A 16,678-nucleotide genomic window follows, 5' to 3' on the forward strand; every position below is an offset into this window, starting at 1 on the left:
GCGTTGCCGGTTCACATAGCCAAAGGCTCTGGAAATACCATGTCCGACCAATTCGAACTCTTCCTCACTTGCCCCAAAGGCCTTGAAGGCCTGCTCATCGAGGAAGCCGTCGGGCTTGGCCTTGAAGAAGCCCGCGAGCACACTTCCGCCGTGCGTGGCATGGCGACCATGGAAACCGCTTATCGCCTGTGCCTGTGGTCGCGCCTGGCCAACCGCGTGCTGCTGGTGCTCAAGCGCTTCCCGATGAAGGACGCCGAAGACCTATATCACGGCGTGCTCGACGTCGAGTGGCAAGATCACATGCTCAGCGATGGCACCCTGGCCGTTGAATTCAGCGGCCACGGCTCGGGCATCGACAACACTCACTTCGGCGCCTTGAAGGTCAAGGACGCCATCGTCGACAAACTGCGTACCCCGCAGGGCGACCGTCCGTCGATTGACAAGCTCAATCCGGATCTGCGTATTCACCTGCGCCTGGATCGCGGCGAAGCGATTCTCTCCCTCGACCTCTCCGGCCACAGCCTGCACCAGCGCGGCTACCGCTTGCAGCAAGGTGCAGCGCCGCTGAAGGAAAACCTCGCAGCAGCAATCCTGATCCGTTCCGGCTGGCCGCGCATTGCTGCCGATGGCGGCGCGCTGGCTGACCCGATGTGCGGTGTTGGTACGTTCCTCGTCGAAGCGGGGATGATCGCCGCCGATATGGCGCCGAACCTGCGTCGTGAGCAGTGGGGCTTCACCGCATGGCTGGGCCACGTGCCGGCGCTGTGGAAAAAACTTCACGAAGAAGCGACCGAACGTGCCGCCGCCGGTCTGGCCAAGCCGCCGCTGTGGATTCGTGGTTACGAAGCTGACCCACGCCTGATTCAGCCGGGCCGCAACAACGTTGAACGTGCCGGCCTGAGCGAGTGGATCAAGATCTACCAGGGCGAAGTGGCGACGTTCGAGCCGCGTCCGGATCAGAACCAGAAAGGTCTGGTGATCTGCAACCCACCGTACGGCGAGCGTCTGGGTGACGAAGCCAGCCTGCTTTATCTCTACCAGAACCTCGGCGAGCGTCTGCGTCAGGCCTGCCTGAACTGGGAAGCGGCGGTGTTCACCGGTGCGCCGGATCTGGGCAAGCGCATGGGCATCCGCAGCCACAAACAGTATTCGTTCTGGAACGGCGCACTGCCGTGCAAGCTGCTGCTGATCAAAGTCACCCCGGATCAGTTCGTCACTGGCGAGCGTCGCACCCCGGAACAGCGTCAGGTCGAGCGTGAGCAAGCGGCTTACGACCAGACGCCGGACGAGCCACAAGAGCGCAAATTCAACAAGAACGGCAACCCGATCAAACCCGTGCCTGCACCGGCGCCGGTGGTCGAGCAGGCGCGCTTGAGCGAAGGCGGGCAGATGTTTGCCAACCGTCTGCAAAAAAACCTCAAGGCACTGGGCAAGTGGGTCAAGCGCGAAGGCATCGATTGCTACCGCGTTTACGATGCAGACATGCCGGAATACGCGATGGCCATCGATCTGTACCACGACTGGGTGCACGTTCAGGAGTACGCCGCGCCGAAATCGATCGACCCGCAAAAGGCTTCGATCCGCATGTTCGATGCGTTGGCAGCGATTCCGCAGGCGCTGAACATCGACAAGAGTCGCGTGGTGGTCAAACGTCGCGAGCGCCAGAGTGGCACCAAGCAGTACGAACGTCAGGCTGCGCAGGGCAAGTTCAATGAAGTGACCGAGGGCGGCGTAAAGTTGCTGGTCAACCTCACCGACTACCTCGACACCGGGCTGTTCCTGGATCACCGGGCGATGCGCCTGCGCATTCAGAAGGAGGCGGCCGGCAAGCGCTTCCTCAATCTGTATTGCTACACCGCCACCGCCAGTGTGCACGCGGCCAAGGGCGGTGCGCGCAGCACCACCAGCGTCGACCTGTCGAAAACCTACCTCGACTGGGCGCGCCGCAACCTGTCGCTGAACGGCTTCTCGGACAAGAACCGTCTGGAGCAGGGCGACGTGATGGCGTGGCTGGAAAGTTGCCGCGAAGAGTACGACCTGATCTTCATCGATCCGCCGACCTTCTCCAACTCCAAGCGCATGGAAGGCATTTTCGACGTGCAGCGTGATCAGGTGCAGTTGATCGACCTGGCCATGGCCCGCCTGTCGCCGGGCGGCGTGTTGTATTTCTCCAACAACTTCCGCAAGTTCCAGCTGGAAGAGAACCTCGCCGAGCGTTACGCGGTTGAGGAAATCAGCGCGCAGACCATTGATCCGGATTTCGCGCGTAACACCAAGATTCACCGCGCCTGGAAAATCACGGCTCGTTGACGCTTCAAACGATTGGATCCACAGAGCCTTGATTTTTAAAGGCTCTTGGATCTGATCAACGCTAGCCAAATTGATGGCTAATAGCTATAAACTCACTCATGGCCAATGGGGGTTTCCCCCGCAATGCTGACGTAGTGAGTTGCCCTTATGTCGTTGCACCCCGTGCGTCCGAAGATCCTGGGTTTCATCAGCGAAGACGTCTCGGCCTGGCTGGTCGCGATGCTGGTATTGCTCGCCGGCGGGATACTCACGGGGCTGCTTGCCTGGGCCACTTATAGTCAGTTTGAGCAACAACTGCGTCAGCGCTTTCAGTTGCTGGCCAATGAGCGTTACAGCCGCATCGAAGAGCGATTTCAGGACCAGGAGCAACGCCTCGACAGCCTGCGCCGCTTCTTCACCAATTCCCGATCGGTGTCTCGCACCGAGTTCGATGGTTACACCCGACCCTTATTACTGCGTACCCAGGCCTATTCGTTTGCCCTCAGGGTCAGTGCTGCCGAGCGCGCCGAATTTGAGCAGAGCGTGCGTGAGGAAGGCCTGAGCACGTTTACGATTCGCGAACTTAATGAGCAGGGCGAGTTGCAACTGGCGGGCGCCCGAGATGAATACGTGCCGGTGTTATACAGCCAGACCCAAAGCCGTCTGGGCTCGCCGCTGGGCTACGATTTGCTCGCGCAACCGCTGCGCCGCGACGCCCTGCAGCGTGCCGATGAGCTGCGTAATCTGGTCGTTTCGCAACCGATGCATCTGGTCAGTGTCGAGCCAGCCTATGCCCGCGGGGTCTTGCTGATGGCGCCAGTCATTCGCGAGGGCCAGCAAAAGCCTTTCGGCTATGTGATGGCAGTGATCAGCATGCGCCAGTTGCTGGCAGACGGTTTGCCGGACGCGTTCCATGACTACCTTTCGGTGCGCATTCTCGACCTGTCGATCCCTGATCAGCACGAGGTGCTCTACGAATCGAGCAACGATCCGGCACCCAGTGCGCTGGCCACGACGCGGCTGGTACGCATGGCCGATCACGACTATCAGGTTGATATTCTGCCGAGCGACGCGTTCATGCAGGCCAACCACTCGTCGGTGGGCAGTGTGCTGGTTCTCGGTGGATTGCTCAGCCTGCTGCTGAGCGCGTTGCTCTATGTGCTGGTCAGCCAGCGCCAGCGTGCCTTGCATCTGGTCGAGCAGCGCACGCAAGAGTTGCACGACAGCGAACAGGAACTGCGCGGCACTCACGGGCAGTTGCGCGGCGTGCTGAATGCCGCAACGCAGGTGGCAATCATCGCCACCGATCTGCGCGGGGTGATCAGCACGTTCAACCCCGGCGCCGAACAGATGCTGGGCTACCGCAGCGACGAAGTGGTCGGCCGAATGACCCTGGAAAACCTGCATTTTCCGCGCGAACTGATGGCCCGCGCCGCGGAATTGAGTGCGCGTTACGGTAAAACGATTCCGACCTGTCAGGCGATGCTGGTCGAGGGCGGCGAAGTCGGCGGGCACGAGGCGCGCGAGTGGACGCTGATCTGCCATGACGGCAGTCATCTGCCGGTGAACATGCTCGCCACCCCCGTGCTTGATGAGCAGGGCCTGTGGGTCGGGCATCTGGCGATCTGTATCGACATCACCGAGCGCAAGCGTGTGCACGAGGCGCTGGCGGCGCGTGATGTACTGTTGAAAAAGCTCAGCGCTCACGTGCCCGGCGGCATTTACCAGTTCAAGATGGAATTCGACGGTCGCTTCAGTGTGATCTACGCCAGCGACGGCATCCGCGAGATCTACGAACTCGAACCGGATGTGCTGCTGCTCGATGCCGAGGCAATTTTCTCCCGTATCTATCCGCAGGATGTAATCCGCGTGCGCGCCTCGATTCGGGCATCAGCGCACAACCTCAGCCCATGGCGCGAGGAATATCGCGTGCAGTTGCCCGCACGCGGTCTGCGCTGGGTGCGCGGCGAGGCGACGCCGGAGGAGCTGCCGGGTGGTGGCGTGCTGTGGCATGGCTACATCTCGGACATTTCCGATTTGAAGCGCGTGGAGGAGGAACTGCGGGCGCTGTCGATCACGGATTCGTTGACCGGTATCCACAACCGTCGCTATTTCCAGGAGCGCCTGACCACCGAAATGGCCCGGGTGGAGCGCGGCGGCGGTGAACTGTCGGTGATCATGCTCGACATCGACCATTTCAAACGGATCAACGACCAGTACGGCCATGCCGTAGGCGACCGCGTGCTGCAAGCCGTGTGCGAGCGCATCGGTCATCGCTTGCGCCGCACGGATGTGTTCTGTCGCTTGGGTGGTGAGGAATTCATGGTGCTCTGCCCGGACATCGACGGCGAACACGCGCACATGCTCGCCATGGAATTGTGGCAAGGGCTGCGCAGTACGCCGGTTGATGTGGTCGGCGTGGTGACCGCCAGTTTCGGTATCGCCAGTTGGCGACCGGGGGAGGGCGCTGATTCGCTGCTGCTGCGCGCGGATTCAGGGGTGTACATGGCGAAGCAGCGCGGGCGGGATCGGGTTGAGCGGCAGATGAATTGATTGGGTGAAACGAAAAGATCGCAGCCTTCGGCAGCTCCTACAGGGTTTCGCATTCACCTGTAGGAGCTGCCGAAGGCTGCGATCTTTTGCTTTTAAAGGACGGAAGCAGTCTGCGGCAGCTTCGGCTGGCGATACAGATCCAGCAGCACCTGATCCAGCACCGACGATGCACCAAACGGCGCCTTGTCGTTGAGGATCGCCACCACTGCCCAGGTGTTGCCGTTGACGTCGCGGCTGAAACCGGCAATCGCGCGCACGGTGTTCAGGGTGCCGGTCTTGACGTGGGCTTCGCCGCGCATGGCGGTGGTCTTCAGGCGTTTGCGCATGGTGCCGTCGGTGCCTGCAATCGGCAGTGAGCTGATGTATTCGGCGGCATACGGGCTGTGCCACGCGGCTTGCAGCATGTTGGCCATCTCTCGGGCGCTGACCCGTTCGGCACGGGACAGGCCGGAACCGTTCTCCATCACCAGGTGCGGTGCGGTGATGCCTTTTTTCGCCAGCCACTGACGGACCACGCGCTGCGCTGCCCTGGCATCGTCACCGTCGGCGTCGTTGCGGAATTTCTGACCCAGGCTCAGGAACAGCTGCTGAGCCATGGTGTTGTTACTGTATTTGTTGATGTCGCGGATGATTTCCGCCAGATCCGGCGAGAATGCGCGAGCCAGCAGTTTGGCGTTGCTCGGGGTCGGCGCGAGACGGTCCCGGCCCTGAATGCTGCCACCCAGCTCCTTCCAGATCGCGCGAACGGCACCCGCGGTGTAAGTCGCGTGGTCGAGCAGCGACAGGTAGGTCTGCGAGCTGCAACCTTCACCCAACTGGCCGCCCACCGTCACGGTCACGCTGCCATCGGGTTGTGGCACCGGGTTGTAGCGCACGCCGCCAGTGCATTGCTTGGAAGGGAGAGCCTTGACCGTGTTTTCGATGCGGATGCTGGCGATCGGCGGTTCCACCGAGATCAACACTCGGCCACCGTCATTGCGGGCGACGAAGCGCAGGGCCTTGAGGTTGACCAGCAGCGAGTCGGGTTTGACCAGAAACGGTTTGTTCTCGTCATTGCCGTCATCGTTGAATTCCGGCAGTTGTGGCTGCACGAAGAAATTGCGGTCCAGCACCAGATCGCCAGTGATCTGTGTGACGCCATTGGCACGCAGATCGCGCATCAACAGCCAGAGTTTTTCCATGTTCAGCTTCGGGTCGCCGCCACCCTTGAGGTAGAGGTTACCGTTGAGGATGCCGCCGCTCAGGGTGCCATCGGTGTAGAACTCGGTTTTCCACTGGTGGTTGGGGCCGAGCATTTCCAGCGCTGCATAGGTGGTCACCAGTTTCATGGTCGAGGCCGGGTTGACCGACACATCGGCGTTGAACACGGTGGCTGTGCCTGGGCCATCGAGCGGCACCATCACCAGCGAAAGGGCGTTAGGCTGCAGTTTGCTCGCCTTGAGGGCCTTTTCGACGTTGGGGGTGAGGGCGGTATTGATTGGGGCAGCAGAGACAGGCAGGGCCAGAGGAAGAAAAAGGCCGGCGAAAAACAGTGGACGCAACGATTTGATCATATGAAATAAAACCCTGCAAAAGAGGGGGAGAAAAACGAGGACATGGATGAAAAAGTCCTCAGTGGTCACGAAAGTGTCGGCATTATGCCCCAAGGTGTAACCGCTTGTGCCGTCCCCGGGGTGGCTAATCAGTGATTTTTTTACAGGCGGTCGGCCATAGTGTCCAGAGAGTCGGGCAAATGACGTCTTAAACTGGTAAAGTGCCGGCCGTTATTACTTAAGAGGATTGTTCCAATGGCGACTAACCGTTCCCAGCGTCTGCGCAAAAAACTGTGCGTTGATGAATTTCAAGAGCTGGGTTTCGAACTGAACCTGGACTTCAAAGAAGATTTGTCCGAAGAAGCCATTGACGCTTTCCTCGAAGCCTTCATCAAAGAAGCCATGGAAGCCAATGGTCTGGGTTATGTTGGCGGCGACGACTTTGGTCTGGTATGCCTGCAGAAGCGTGGCTCGGTCAACGAAGAGCAGCGCGCTGCTGTTGAAGCCTGGCTGAAAACCCGTAGCGAACTGACTGAAGCAACCGTCAGCCCGCTGCTGGACGTTTGGTATCCGGAAAAGCCGATCAACGCGGCTAAGTGATACTGAAAAAAACGGCGACCTGAGGGTCGCCGTTTTTTTTCGTTGATCAAAAGATCGCAGCCTTCGGCAGCTCCTACAGGATTTACACATAGCCCGTGTAGGAGCTGCCGAAGGCTGCGATCTTTTGATCTTACGCTTTACGCCAATTCAAAATCAGCAGCGTCACAACCCCCGCAACAATCCCCCAAAACGCCGAACCGATGGAAAACAGCGTCAGCCCCGATGCCGTCACCATAAACGTGATCAGCGCCGCTTCGCGTTCCTTCACTTCAGCCATCGCGATGCTCAAGCCATTGATGATCGAGCCAAACAGCGCCAGCGCGGCAATCGACAGCACCAGTTCCTTCGGCAGTGCGGCAAACAACGCGGCCAAAGTTGCGCCGAACACACCGGCGATCCCGTAGAAAATCCCGCACCACACTGCTGCGGTGTAGCGTTTGTTGCGATCTTCATGGGCGTGCGGCCCGGTGCAGATTGCCGCGCTGATGGCGGCCAGGTTGATGCCGTGTGAACCGAACGGCGCCAGTAACAACGAAGCGATACCGGTAGTGGTGATCAGCGGCGAGGCCGGGACGGTGTAGCCGTCGGCGCGCAGCACGGCAATGCCGGGCATATTCTGCGAAGTCATGGCCACGACGAACAGCGGAATGCCGATGCTGATGGTGGCCGCCAACGAAAAGTGCGGCGTCGTCCACACCGGCGTTGCCACCTCCAGATGAAAACCGCTGAAGTCCAGCAGTCCCATGAAGCCCGACAGCGCGGTGCCGATCAGCAGTGCGGCGAGCACGGCATAGCGTGGCGACAGGCGTTTGACCAATAAATAGGTGAAGAACATGCCCAATACCAGGCCGGTGCGGTGTTGCGCGGCGACGAAGATTTCGCTGCCGATCTTGAACAGAATCCCCGCCAGCAAGGCTGCCGCCAGTGAGGCCGGGATCTTCTTCATCAGTCGTTCGAAACTACCGGTCAGCCCGCAGATCGTCACCAGCACCGCGCAGGTAATGTAGGCGCCGATGGCTTCGCCATAGCTCACGCCGCCAAGACTGGTGATCAACAACGCCGCGCCGGGTGTCGACCAGGCAATGGTGATCGGCGTGCGATAGCGCAGCGACAGGCCGATCGAGCACACCGCCATGCCAATCGAAATCGCCCAGATCCACGAAGAAATCTGCCCGCTGGTCAGGCCCGCCGCTTGCCCGGCCTGGAACATCAGCACCAGGGAGCTGGTGTAACCGGTCATCATCGCAATGAAACCGGCGACGATGGCGGAAGGCGATGTGTCCGCGAAGGGGCGTAGTTGCGTGTGCGTGGCGTCGTTCATGACGGCGGTGTTCCTTATATCAATGACATTATTTCCCTGTAGGAGCTGCCGAAGGCTGCGATCTTTTGATCTCGCTTCTAAAAAACAACATCAAAAGATCGCAGCCTTCGGCAGCTCCTACATGAGCAGATCGCGTTTGGGCGGCGGATTCTGTGATGAAGCCTAAACTTAAAAGTAACGGATCGTTGCAATACAGCGGTGGTCACAAACAGCCGTACAGTCGTGTTGCCACCATTCATTGTGTACAATCGCGCTGTTTTTTACGCGATACTTGCCAGCGACCTACTGTGCCGTATTACAGTCACGGTCTATTCGCCGCAGTTCTCCCGACTCGAGTGCCCATGAACGAACAGTTGCAACCCCTCAAGAAACAACCGCGAGCAGGCAAAGCCGGCCGCAGCGGGACCCAGGACGATATTGTCTACGCGCACATCTTCGAGGCCATCCTCGAACAGCGTCTGGCGCCCGGCACCAAGTTGAGCGAAGAAGCGCTGGGGGAAATCTTTGGGGTCAGTCGCACCATCATTCGCCGCGCGCTGTCGCGTCTGGCCCATGAAGGTGTGGTGCTGTTGCGGCCGAACCGTGGCGCCGTCGTTGCCAGCCCGAGCGTGGAAGAAGCGCGTCAGGTGTTCATGGCCCGCCGCTTGGTCGAGCGCGCGATCACTGAACTGGCCGTGCTGCACGCCACCGCCGAACAGATCGCCGAATTGCGCCAAATGGTCAACGACGAGCGCGACAGCTTCTCGCGCGGTGATCGCGGCGCCGGTATTCGTCTGTCGGGTGAGTTCCACCTGAAACTGGCGGAAGCGGCGAAGAACGCGCCGCTGGTCAGCTTCCAGCGCAGCCTGGTCTCGCAGACCTCGCTGATCATCGCTCAGTATGAAAGCGGTAACCGCTCGCACTGCTCCTACGACGAACACACCCAGTTGATCGACGCCATTGAAGCGCGCAACGGTGAGTTGGCGGTGGATCTGATGATGCATCACATGGATCACATCGACAGCAAACTCAATCTCGATGAGGAAGGCGCGTCGGATGATCTGCATGCGGTGTTCTCGCATTTGTTGCAGACCAAAAAGCCGGGACGTCCAGCGGCCAAGCTTTGAGCTGATACCGAGTCGCTTCCATCGCGAGCAGGCTCACTCCTACATTGGATCTGCGGTGCACACAAAATATGTGAACAACAAAGATCAACTGTAGGAGTGAGCCTGCTCGCGATAGCGCTCTGACAGGCAAAAAAAATCCCCCGGGGCTCAACACCACCGGGGGATTTTTTGTGCCTGTGAAAACTTAGCGCTGATGCACCAGCGCACCCGCCGCATAAGTCTGCGCCACCGTCCGGTCATCGCCCAGCGTCATCAACACAAACAACGTCTCGGCAATGTTATTCGCCTGTTTCAAGCGATAGCTCAGCAACGGCGTGGCGTTGTAATCCAGCACCAGGAAGTCAGCGTCGCTGCCCGGTTGCAGGTTGCCGATCTTGTCTTCCAGACGCAGCGCCCGCGCGCCCCCCAACGTCGCCAGATACAACGACTTGAACGGACTCAGACGCGCGCCCTGCAACTGCATCACTTTGTAGGCTTCGTTCAGTGTTTGCAGCAAAGAGAAACTGGTGCCGCCGCCAACGTCAGTGCCCAGACCCACGTTCAACTTGTGCTTTTCGGCCATCGGCAGATTGAACAAGCCGCTGCCCAGGAAGAGGTTCGACGTCGGGCAGAACGAAACGGCCGAGCCGGTTTGCGCCAGCCGCGCACATTCGTCGTCGCACAGGTGCACGCCGTGGGCGAATACCGAGCGCTCGCCGAGCAGCTTGTAGTGATCGTAAACGTCCAGGTAGCCCTTGCGCTCCGGGAACAGTTCCTTGACCCACTCGATTTCCTTGAGGTTCTCGCTGATGTGGGTCTGCATGTACAGATCCGGATATTCAGTCAGCAATTGCCCGGCGAGGGTCAGTTGCTCCGGGGTGCTGGTCGGCGCGAAACGCGGGGTGACCGCATAGTGCAGGCGGCCCTTGCCGTGCCAGCGCTCGATCAGCGCCTTGCTCTCGACGTAGCTGGATTCGGCGGTGTCGGTGAGGTAGTCCGGCGCGTTGCGGTCCATCATCACTTTGCCGGCGATCATCCGCAGATCGAGTTTCTCGGCCGCTTCAAAGAATGAGTTCACCGACTGCGGATGAACGCTGCCGAACACCAGCGCCGTGGTGGTGCCGTTGCGCAGCAGTTCCTTGACGAAAATGTCAGCGACTTCATCGGCGTGCGCCTTGTCGCCGAACTGGCTTTCGCACGGGAAGGTGTAAGTGTTGAGCCAGTCGAGCAGTTGCTCGCCGTAGGCGCCGACCATGCCGGTTTGTGGCAGGTGGATGTGGGTGTCGATAAAGCCCGGAGTGATCAGGGCATCTTGATAATGGTTGATTTCGATATCTGCCGGCAGCGTCGGCAGCAATTCGCTGGCGTGGCCGATGGCGCTGATCTTGCCGCCATCGACCACCAGCAGGCCGTCCTCGAAATATTCATAGGAGGCTTCGATACCGACTTCGGCGGGATCGGCAATGCTGTGCAGGATGGCGGCGCGGTAGGCTTTGCGAGTCAGAGGCATGAGGGTTCTCTAATCAGTTTGAGGCTTTGAGTTTGGTGGCCGGACTGCGGCGCGAAAGGGGCAGCAGTTTGGCAATCGGTTCGGCGCTGGCTGTGTGCTGGCCGAAATTGGCGTTATAGGTGGCGATGATTTCGCCGGCGATGGAGATGGCGATTTCCACAGGCAACTTGCCTTTGACTTCGCCGATACCCATCGGGCAGCGCATGCGTTGCACGACGCTGGCGTCGAAGCCGCGGTCACGCAGACGGTGTTCGAACTTGGCGCGTTTGGTCTTCGAGCCGATCAGGCCGAACCAGGTGAAATCGTTGCGCTTGAGGATGGCGGCGGTGAGTTCCAGATCCAATTGATGATTGTGGGTCATGACGATGCAATAACTGCCGGCGGGCAGGTCATCGATTTCATCCACAGGCTCTTCGGCGACGATTTTACGGACGCCGTGGGGAATCTGCGCGGGGAATTCTTCTTCCCGGGAATCGATCCAGCGCACCCGGCAGGGCAGGCTGGCGAGCAGCGGCACCAAGGCGCGACCGACATGGCCGGCGCCAAACACGGCGATCTGCGCCTGCACCTGACCCATCGGTTCGAACAGCAACACCGTGGCGCCACCGCAGCACTGACCCAGACTGGCACCGAGGCTGAAGCGCTCCAGATGAGTATCCTGCTTGCCGCTGGCGAGCATCTCACGGGCGATCTGCATGGCTTTGTATTCCAGGTGCCCGCCACCGATGGTGTCGAAGATCTGGCGGGCGCTGACGACCATTTTCGAGCCGGCATTGCGTGGCGTCGAGCCGAGCTCTTCGATGATCGTCACCAGCACACAGGGCTCGCCCTGGTTCTGCAGGTCGGCGAGGGCGTCGATCCAGTTGTACATATCCACCTCGACATCGTTGTTGTCTGTTCGGGCCTCATCGCTGGCAAGCCAGCTCCCACAGGATTTGCGGTGTAACGCCTATCGGTTAAACACCACAAAACCCTGTGGGAGCTGGCTTGCCAGCGATGGCCGCGCCTCGGTCTTAAAGCGAAGCCAACTCGGTTTCAGCTTCGACGGCTTTCACAGCCTTAAGCTGCCGCATCTGCTCACAGCCCCACAACACCCGCTCCGGGGTCGCCGGGGCATCGATCTTCGGCTGATGCTTGTAGTCGCCGAGACTCGCCACCGCATCCTTGATCGCACACCACGCGGCAATGCCGAGCATGAACGGCGGCTCACCAACGGCCTTGGAGTGGAACACGGTGTCTTCCGGGTTCTTGCGGTTTTCTACCAGTTTCACTCGCAGATCCAGCGGCATGTCCGCCACGGCCGGGATCTTGTAACTGGCCGGGCCGTTGGTCATCAGCTTGCCCTTGTTGTTCCAGACCAGCTCTTCCATGGTCAGCCAGCCCATGCCCTGAACGAAGCCGCCTTCAACCTGACCGATGTCGATGGACGGGTTCAGCGAGGCGCCGACGTCGTGGAGAATGTCGGTACGCAGCATCTTGTATTCGCCGGTCAGGGTGTCGACGATCACTTCGCAGCACGCCGCGCCGAAGGCGAAGTAGTAGAACGGACGGCCACGCGCCTGGCTGCGGTCGTAGTAGATTTTCGGGGTCTTGTAGAACCCGGTGCTCGACAGCGACACCTGATTGAAATACGCCTGCTGGATCAGCGCTTCAAAGGTCAGGATGTGGTCGCGAACACGTACGTGGCCGTTATGGAATTCGACGTCTTCCTCGCTGACTTTGAAGTGCCGTGCGGCGAACTCAACCAAGCGTTGCTTGATGATCTCGGCGGCATTCTGGGCGGCTTTACCATTGAGGTCAGCGCCGCTGGAAGCAGCGGTTGGCGAGGTGTTTGGCACCTTGTCGGTATTGGTCGCGGTGATCTGTACGCGATCGATTTCGACCTGGAACACTTCGGCCACGACCTGCGCGACTTTGGTGTTCAGGCCCTGGCCCATTTCTGTGCCGCCATGGTTCAGGTGGATGCTGCCGTCGGTGTAGATGTGGATCAAGGCACCTGCCTGGTTCAAGAAACTCGCGGTGAAGGAAATACCGAATTTCACCGGGGTCAGCGCCAAGCCTTTTTTCAGAATCGGGCTGTTGGCGTTGTAGCGACGGATCGCTTCGCGGCGCTCGTAATATTGGCTGCTTTCTTCCAGCTCCGCGGTCATTTCTTCGAGCATGTTGTGCTCGACGGTCTGGTAGTAATGGGTGACGTTGCGCTCGGTCTTGCCGTAGTAGTTGGCCTTGCGCACCGCGAGTGGGTCGAGGTTCAGGTGACGGGCAATCGCGTCCATCACTTCTTCGATCGCGACCATCCCTTGCGGCCCGCCGAAACCACGGTAGGCGGTGTTCGAGGCGGTGTTGGTCTTGCAGCGGTGACCGTTGATGGTCGCATCGCCCAGGTAATACGAGTTGTCCGAATGGAACATCGCGCGGTCGACAATCGACGCCGACAAATCCGGCGAGTAGCCGCAGTTGCCGGCCAGTTCCATGTTGATCCCGTGCAGGCGCCCGGTGCTGTCGAAGCCTACGTCGTATTCGACATAGAACGGGTGACGCTTGCCGGTCATCAGCATGTCTTCGACGCGCGGCAGGCGCATTTTGGTCGGCTGGCCGGTGAGATGCGCAACCACTGCGCACAGGCACGCGGGGCTTGCCGCCTGAGTTTCCTTGCCACCGAAACCACCGCCCATGCGGCGCATGTCGACGACGATTTTGTTCATGGAGACGTCGAGCACTTCAGCGACCAGTTTCTGCACTTCGGTCGGGTTCTGCGTCGAGCAGTAAACGATCATGCCGCCGTCTTCGGTAGGCATCACCGAGGAGATTTGCGTCTCCAGGTAGAAGTGTTCCTGACCGCCGATGTGCAGCGTGCCTTGAATGCGATGATCGGCCGTCGCCAGTGCGGAGACCGAATCGCCGCGCTGGTGGGTGTGGCTGTCGAGGACGAAGTGACGCTTGCGCAGCGCTTCGACCACATCCAGCACCGGCTCGAGGTCTTCGTATTCGATGATCGCAGCCATTGCTGCCTTGCGTGCGGTTTCCAGATCTTTCGCCGCCACGGCGAGCACCGGTTGCCCGACAAACTGCACATCATCGATGGCCAGCAACGGGTCGCCCGGCATCAGCGGGCCGATGTCTTTCAGGCCCGGGACGTCTTCGTGGGTGATGGCGATGCGTACGCCTTCGAAGGCATAACAAGGCTTGGTATCGATGCTGATGATCTTCGCGTGAGCGCGGTCCGACAGGCGTGCGTACAGGTGCAGCTGATTGGGAAATTCCAGGCGATCATCGATGTACTGCGCTTCACCGGACACATGTTTGGCGGCGCTGTCGTGCTTGACGCTGCGGCCGACACCGGTGGTCAGGTCCTGGGCGAACAATTCGGCCAGCTCAGCCTGGGTCTTCTCTACGGCGTGATGGTTAGACATAAGCGGTCACCCGAGTCTCGATGTGCGGTGTTTGCAGTTCGATGAAGTATTTGCGCAGCAGGTTCTGCGCGCTGAGCAGGCGATATTCCTTGCTGGCGCGGAAGTCCGAGAGCGGCGTGAAGTCTTCGGCCAAGGCAGCGCAGGCGCGTTCGATCACGGCATTGTTGAACGGTTGGCCGATCAGCGCGGCTTCGCAAGCGGCGGCGCGCTTGGGGATCGCGGCCATGCCGCCGAAGGCGACGCGGGCATCGTTGATCACACCGTTTTCGATGCGCAAATTGAATGCGGCGCAGACGGCGGAGATGTCGTCGTCCAGACGCTTCGAGACTTTATAGGCGCGGAACAACTGCTCGGCGCTGGCACGCGGGACGATGATCTTCTCGATGAATTCGCTTTCCTGACGCGCAGTGACGCGGTAATCGATGAAGTAGTCTTCCAGGTTCAGGGTGCGCCGGGTTTCGCCTTTGCACAGCACGATCTGCGCGCCGAGGGCGATCAGCAGGGGCGGCGAGTCACCGATCGGCGAGGCGTTGCCGATGTTGCCGCCGAGGGTGCCCTGGTTGCGGATTTGCAGGGAAGCGAAGCGATGCAGCAGTTCGCCGAAGTCCGGATACTCTGCGTTCAACGCTTCGTAGCAGTCGGAGAGGCTGGTGGCGGCGCCGATTTCGATGCGGTCATCGAAACTGTCGATGCGCTTCATTTCGGCGACGTTGCCGACGTAGATCATCACCGGCAGCGTGCGGTGGAACTGGGTGACTTCCAGCGCCAGGTCGGTGCCGCCCGCCAGCAGGCGTGCTTGTGGGTAAGCATCGTAGAGATCGGCCAGATCGGCGACGGTCAGGGGCACCAGGCAGCGCTTGTCGCCGCTGTTGAGTTCGCCGATATCGGTGGGGGCAATGGCTTTGAGGCGGGCGATGGTGTCCGCTTCGCGGGCGTCGAACTGATCCGGTTGCTTGGCGCAGCACGACTGCTCGGCAGCGGCCAGAATCGGCCGGTAGCCGGTGCAACGGCAAAGGTTGCCGGCCAGCGCTTCGTGGGCCTTGGCGCTGTCCGGCCCATCGCTGTTCTTTTGCAGCGCGAACAGCGACATGACGAAACCGGGGGTGCAGAAACCGCACTGCGAACCGTGGCACTCGACCATGGCTTTCTGCACGCTGTGCAGTTCGCCTTTGTGCTTGAGGTCTTCAACGCTGATCAATTGCTTGCCGTGCAAGGACGAAACGAACGTCAGGCACGAGTTGAGGCTGCGATAGCGAATATGTTCGCGGCCAGCGTCATCCGTCTGCAACTCGCCGACCACGACGGTGCAGGCGCCGCAGTCACCGCTGGCGCAACCTTCTTTGGTGCCGGATTTGCCGACGTGTTCACGCAGATAATTGAGCACAGTCAGATTCGGGTCCAGGGCGTGCTCGCTACGGAGTTCCTGGTTAAGTAAAAACTGGATCACGGAAGGCCTCGCAGACTCATTATTGTTGTTAAGCGACTTGAGCCGAATTTAGCAGCTCTGACTTTTCGGTCAATGGTTTTCTGACTTAAAGGTCAAGAAAATCCATTTCGTCGATCAACAACCTGTCTATTCAGTATTGACCCTCATCGAGTCCCCTGCCTTTTTGCGGGAATCGTGCCAAAAACCGCTGAGTGGGCACTCCGCCATGACCTTGCATTTGCGCTACACTGCGCCGCTTGTGCAGATCGATAGAATTTGAAGGACACCATGACGTTCAAGGCCCCGGACAGCCTCGCCGAGCAAATCGCTCACCACCTCGCCGAACGCATCATTCGTGGCGAAATGAAGCCGGGAGAGCGCATCCAGGAACAAAAGGTCACGCTGGCGCTCAACGTCAGCCGCGGTTCGGTCCGCGAAGCCTTGCTGATCCTCGAGCGCCGCCACCTGATCGCGATCCTGCCGCGCCGTGGCGCGCATGTCACCGAGCTGACGGCGCACAAGGTGCAGAGCCTGTGCACGCTGATGAGCGAGTTGTACATCCTGCTCGGCAACTCGGTGGCCAATGGCTGGCAGGTCCAGTCGGACATGGCGCCGTTCGTGCAGATCCAGCAGCGCCTGACCGCCAGCTACGAGCGTCAGGACATCCGCACGTTCGTCGATGACAGTTTCAACGTCATGCGCGCCGCCTATCCGTTCGCCAACAACCCGTACCTGCAAGAAACTGTCGAGAACCTGCAACCGGCCATGAGCCGTGCGTACTTCCTCGCCCTCGAACAGCGCAAGGCCGAAATGAGTGAGTTCCTCGAACTGTTCGAGCGCTTGCTGGCTGCCGTGCTCGCCCGCGATTTGCCGCAGATCCGCATCGTGCTGACGGCTTACGCCCAGCGCAGCTGCGATCTGGTGGTGTCTGCCCTGACGGTCGCCTAAG

The 16,678-nt window shown here is 60.1% G+C and carries 11 protein-coding genes; 5 read left to right on the forward strand and 6 right to left on the reverse strand.

Going from position 1 to position 16,678, the window contains the following annotated elements; all coding sequences use genetic code 11:
- Positions 1-39 precede the first annotated feature (39 nt).
- Together rlmKL and ICA16_RS21915 are read left to right on the forward strand one after the other, a co-directional pair.
- Positions 40-2,310, forward strand: a complete 2,271-nt coding sequence (rlmKL, locus tag ICA16_RS21910; protein WP_150616736.1) for a bifunctional 23S rRNA (guanine(2069)-N(7))-methyltransferase RlmK/23S rRNA (guanine(2445)-N(2))-methyltransferase RlmL — start codon at positions 40-42, stop codon at positions 2,308-2,310.
- Between the two features lie 147 nt (positions 2,311-2,457).
- Entirely contained in the window at positions 2,458-4,842 is a 2,385-nt protein-coding gene (locus tag ICA16_RS21915; RefSeq protein ID WP_210701550.1) for a sensor domain-containing diguanylate cyclase, read from the forward strand.
- A gap of 92 nt (positions 4,843-4,934) precedes the next feature.
- Here ICA16_RS21915 and dacB read toward each other — a convergent pair whose 3' ends face one another.
- A complete protein-coding gene (gene dacB / locus ICA16_RS21920) occupies positions 4,935-6,395 on the reverse strand; it encodes a D-alanyl-D-alanine carboxypeptidase/D-alanyl-D-alanine endopeptidase (protein ID WP_210701552.1) in 1,461 nt (486 codons plus the stop codon).
- A gap of 234 nt (positions 6,396-6,629) precedes the next feature.
- Here dacB and ICA16_RS21925 point away from each other — a divergent pair, with 234 nt between their 5' ends.
- Entirely contained in the window at positions 6,630-6,974 is a 345-nt protein-coding gene (locus ICA16_RS21925; RefSeq protein ID WP_150601352.1) for a YggL family protein, read from the forward strand.
- Between the two features lie 130 nt (positions 6,975-7,104).
- Here the strand turns inward: ICA16_RS21925 and ICA16_RS21930 are convergent, their stop codons facing one another.
- Positions 7,105-8,295 carry a benzoate/H(+) symporter BenE family transporter gene (locus tag ICA16_RS21930; protein WP_210701554.1) on the reverse strand — a complete coding sequence of 397 codons (1,191 nt, stop codon included), beginning with the start codon at positions 8,293-8,295 and terminating at the stop codon, positions 7,105-7,107.
- Between the two features lie 341 nt (positions 8,296-8,636).
- Here ICA16_RS21930 and ICA16_RS21935 point away from each other — a divergent pair, with 341 nt between their 5' ends.
- Positions 8,637-9,401, forward strand: a complete 765-nt coding sequence (locus ICA16_RS21935; protein ID WP_042558515.1) for a GntR family transcriptional regulator — start codon at positions 8,637-8,639, stop codon at positions 9,399-9,401.
- A gap of 184 nt (positions 9,402-9,585) precedes the next feature.
- Here ICA16_RS21935 and guaD read toward each other — a convergent pair whose 3' ends face one another.
- The 4 genes from guaD to xdhA all read right to left on the reverse strand — a co-directional run bounded on the left by guaD (position 9,586) and on the right by xdhA (position 15,750).
- Positions 9,586-10,890, reverse strand: a complete 1,305-nt coding sequence (gene guaD, locus ICA16_RS21940) for a guanine deaminase (RefSeq protein WP_150601354.1) — start codon at positions 10,888-10,890, stop codon at positions 9,586-9,588.
- Positions 10,891-10,903: 13 nt separating this feature from the next.
- Entirely contained in the window at positions 10,904-11,761 is an 858-nt protein-coding gene (gene xdhC / locus ICA16_RS21945; protein ID WP_150601355.1) for a xanthine dehydrogenase accessory protein XdhC, read from the reverse strand.
- Positions 11,762-11,903: 142 nt separating this feature from the next.
- Positions 11,904-14,303 (reverse strand): xanthine dehydrogenase molybdopterin binding subunit, encoded by a 2,400-nt coding sequence (xdhB, locus tag ICA16_RS21950; protein WP_150616732.1) that lies wholly within the window; start codon positions 14,301-14,303, stop codon positions 11,904-11,906.
- A complete protein-coding gene (gene xdhA, locus ICA16_RS21955) occupies positions 14,296-15,750 on the reverse strand; it encodes a xanthine dehydrogenase small subunit (RefSeq protein WP_210701555.1) in 1,455 nt (484 codons plus the stop codon). Before xdhA ends, xdhB begins: the two co-directional genes overlap by 8 nt.
- 267 nt (positions 15,751-16,017) lie before the next feature.
- Here xdhA and ICA16_RS21960 point away from each other — a divergent pair, with 267 nt between their 5' ends.
- Complete coding sequence (locus ICA16_RS21960) at positions 16,018-16,677, forward strand: GntR family transcriptional regulator (protein WP_042558520.1); 660 nt, start codon at positions 16,018-16,020, stop codon at positions 16,675-16,677.
- Position 16,678 lies beyond the last annotated feature (1 nt).

Origin of the sequence: Pseudomonas anatoliensis, assembly GCF_017976235.1 — a bacterium.
GTDB classification, from domain to species: domain Bacteria; phylum Pseudomonadota; class Gammaproteobacteria; order Pseudomonadales; family Pseudomonadaceae; genus Aquipseudomonas; species Aquipseudomonas anatoliensis.

Excerpts from the sequence above, each read along its gene's own strand:
- ICA16_RS21915 (WP_210701550.1), top strand. The coding sequence starts at position 2,458 with ATGTCGTTGCACCCCGTGCGTCCGAAGATCCTGGGTTTCATCAGCGAA.
- xdhC (WP_150601355.1), bottom strand. The coding sequence starts at position 11,761 with ATGTACAACTGGATCGACGCCCTCGCCGACCTGCAGAACCAGGGCGAG.
- ICA16_RS21930 (WP_210701554.1), bottom strand. The coding sequence starts at position 8,295 with ATGAACGACGCCACGCACACGCAACTACGCCCCTTCGCGGACACATCG.
- ICA16_RS21925 (WP_150601352.1), top strand. The coding sequence starts at position 6,630 with ATGGCGACTAACCGTTCCCAGCGTCTGCGCAAAAAACTGTGCGTTGAT.
- ICA16_RS21960 (WP_042558520.1), top strand. The coding sequence starts at position 16,018 with ATGACGTTCAAGGCCCCGGACAGCCTCGCCGAGCAAATCGCTCACCAC.
- rlmKL (WP_150616736.1), top strand. The coding sequence starts at position 40 with ATGTCCGACCAATTCGAACTCTTCCTCACTTGCCCCAAAGGCCTTGAA.
- ICA16_RS21935 (WP_042558515.1), top strand. The coding sequence starts at position 8,637 with ATGAACGAACAGTTGCAACCCCTCAAGAAACAACCGCGAGCAGGCAAA.
- dacB (WP_210701552.1), bottom strand. The coding sequence starts at position 6,395 with ATGATCAAATCGTTGCGTCCACTGTTTTTCGCCGGCCTTTTTCTTCCT.
- xdhB (WP_150616732.1), bottom strand. The coding sequence starts at position 14,303 with ATGTCTAACCATCACGCCGTAGAGAAGACCCAGGCTGAGCTGGCCGAA.
- guaD (WP_150601354.1), bottom strand. The coding sequence starts at position 10,890 with ATGCCTCTGACTCGCAAAGCCTACCGCGCCGCCATCCTGCACAGCATT.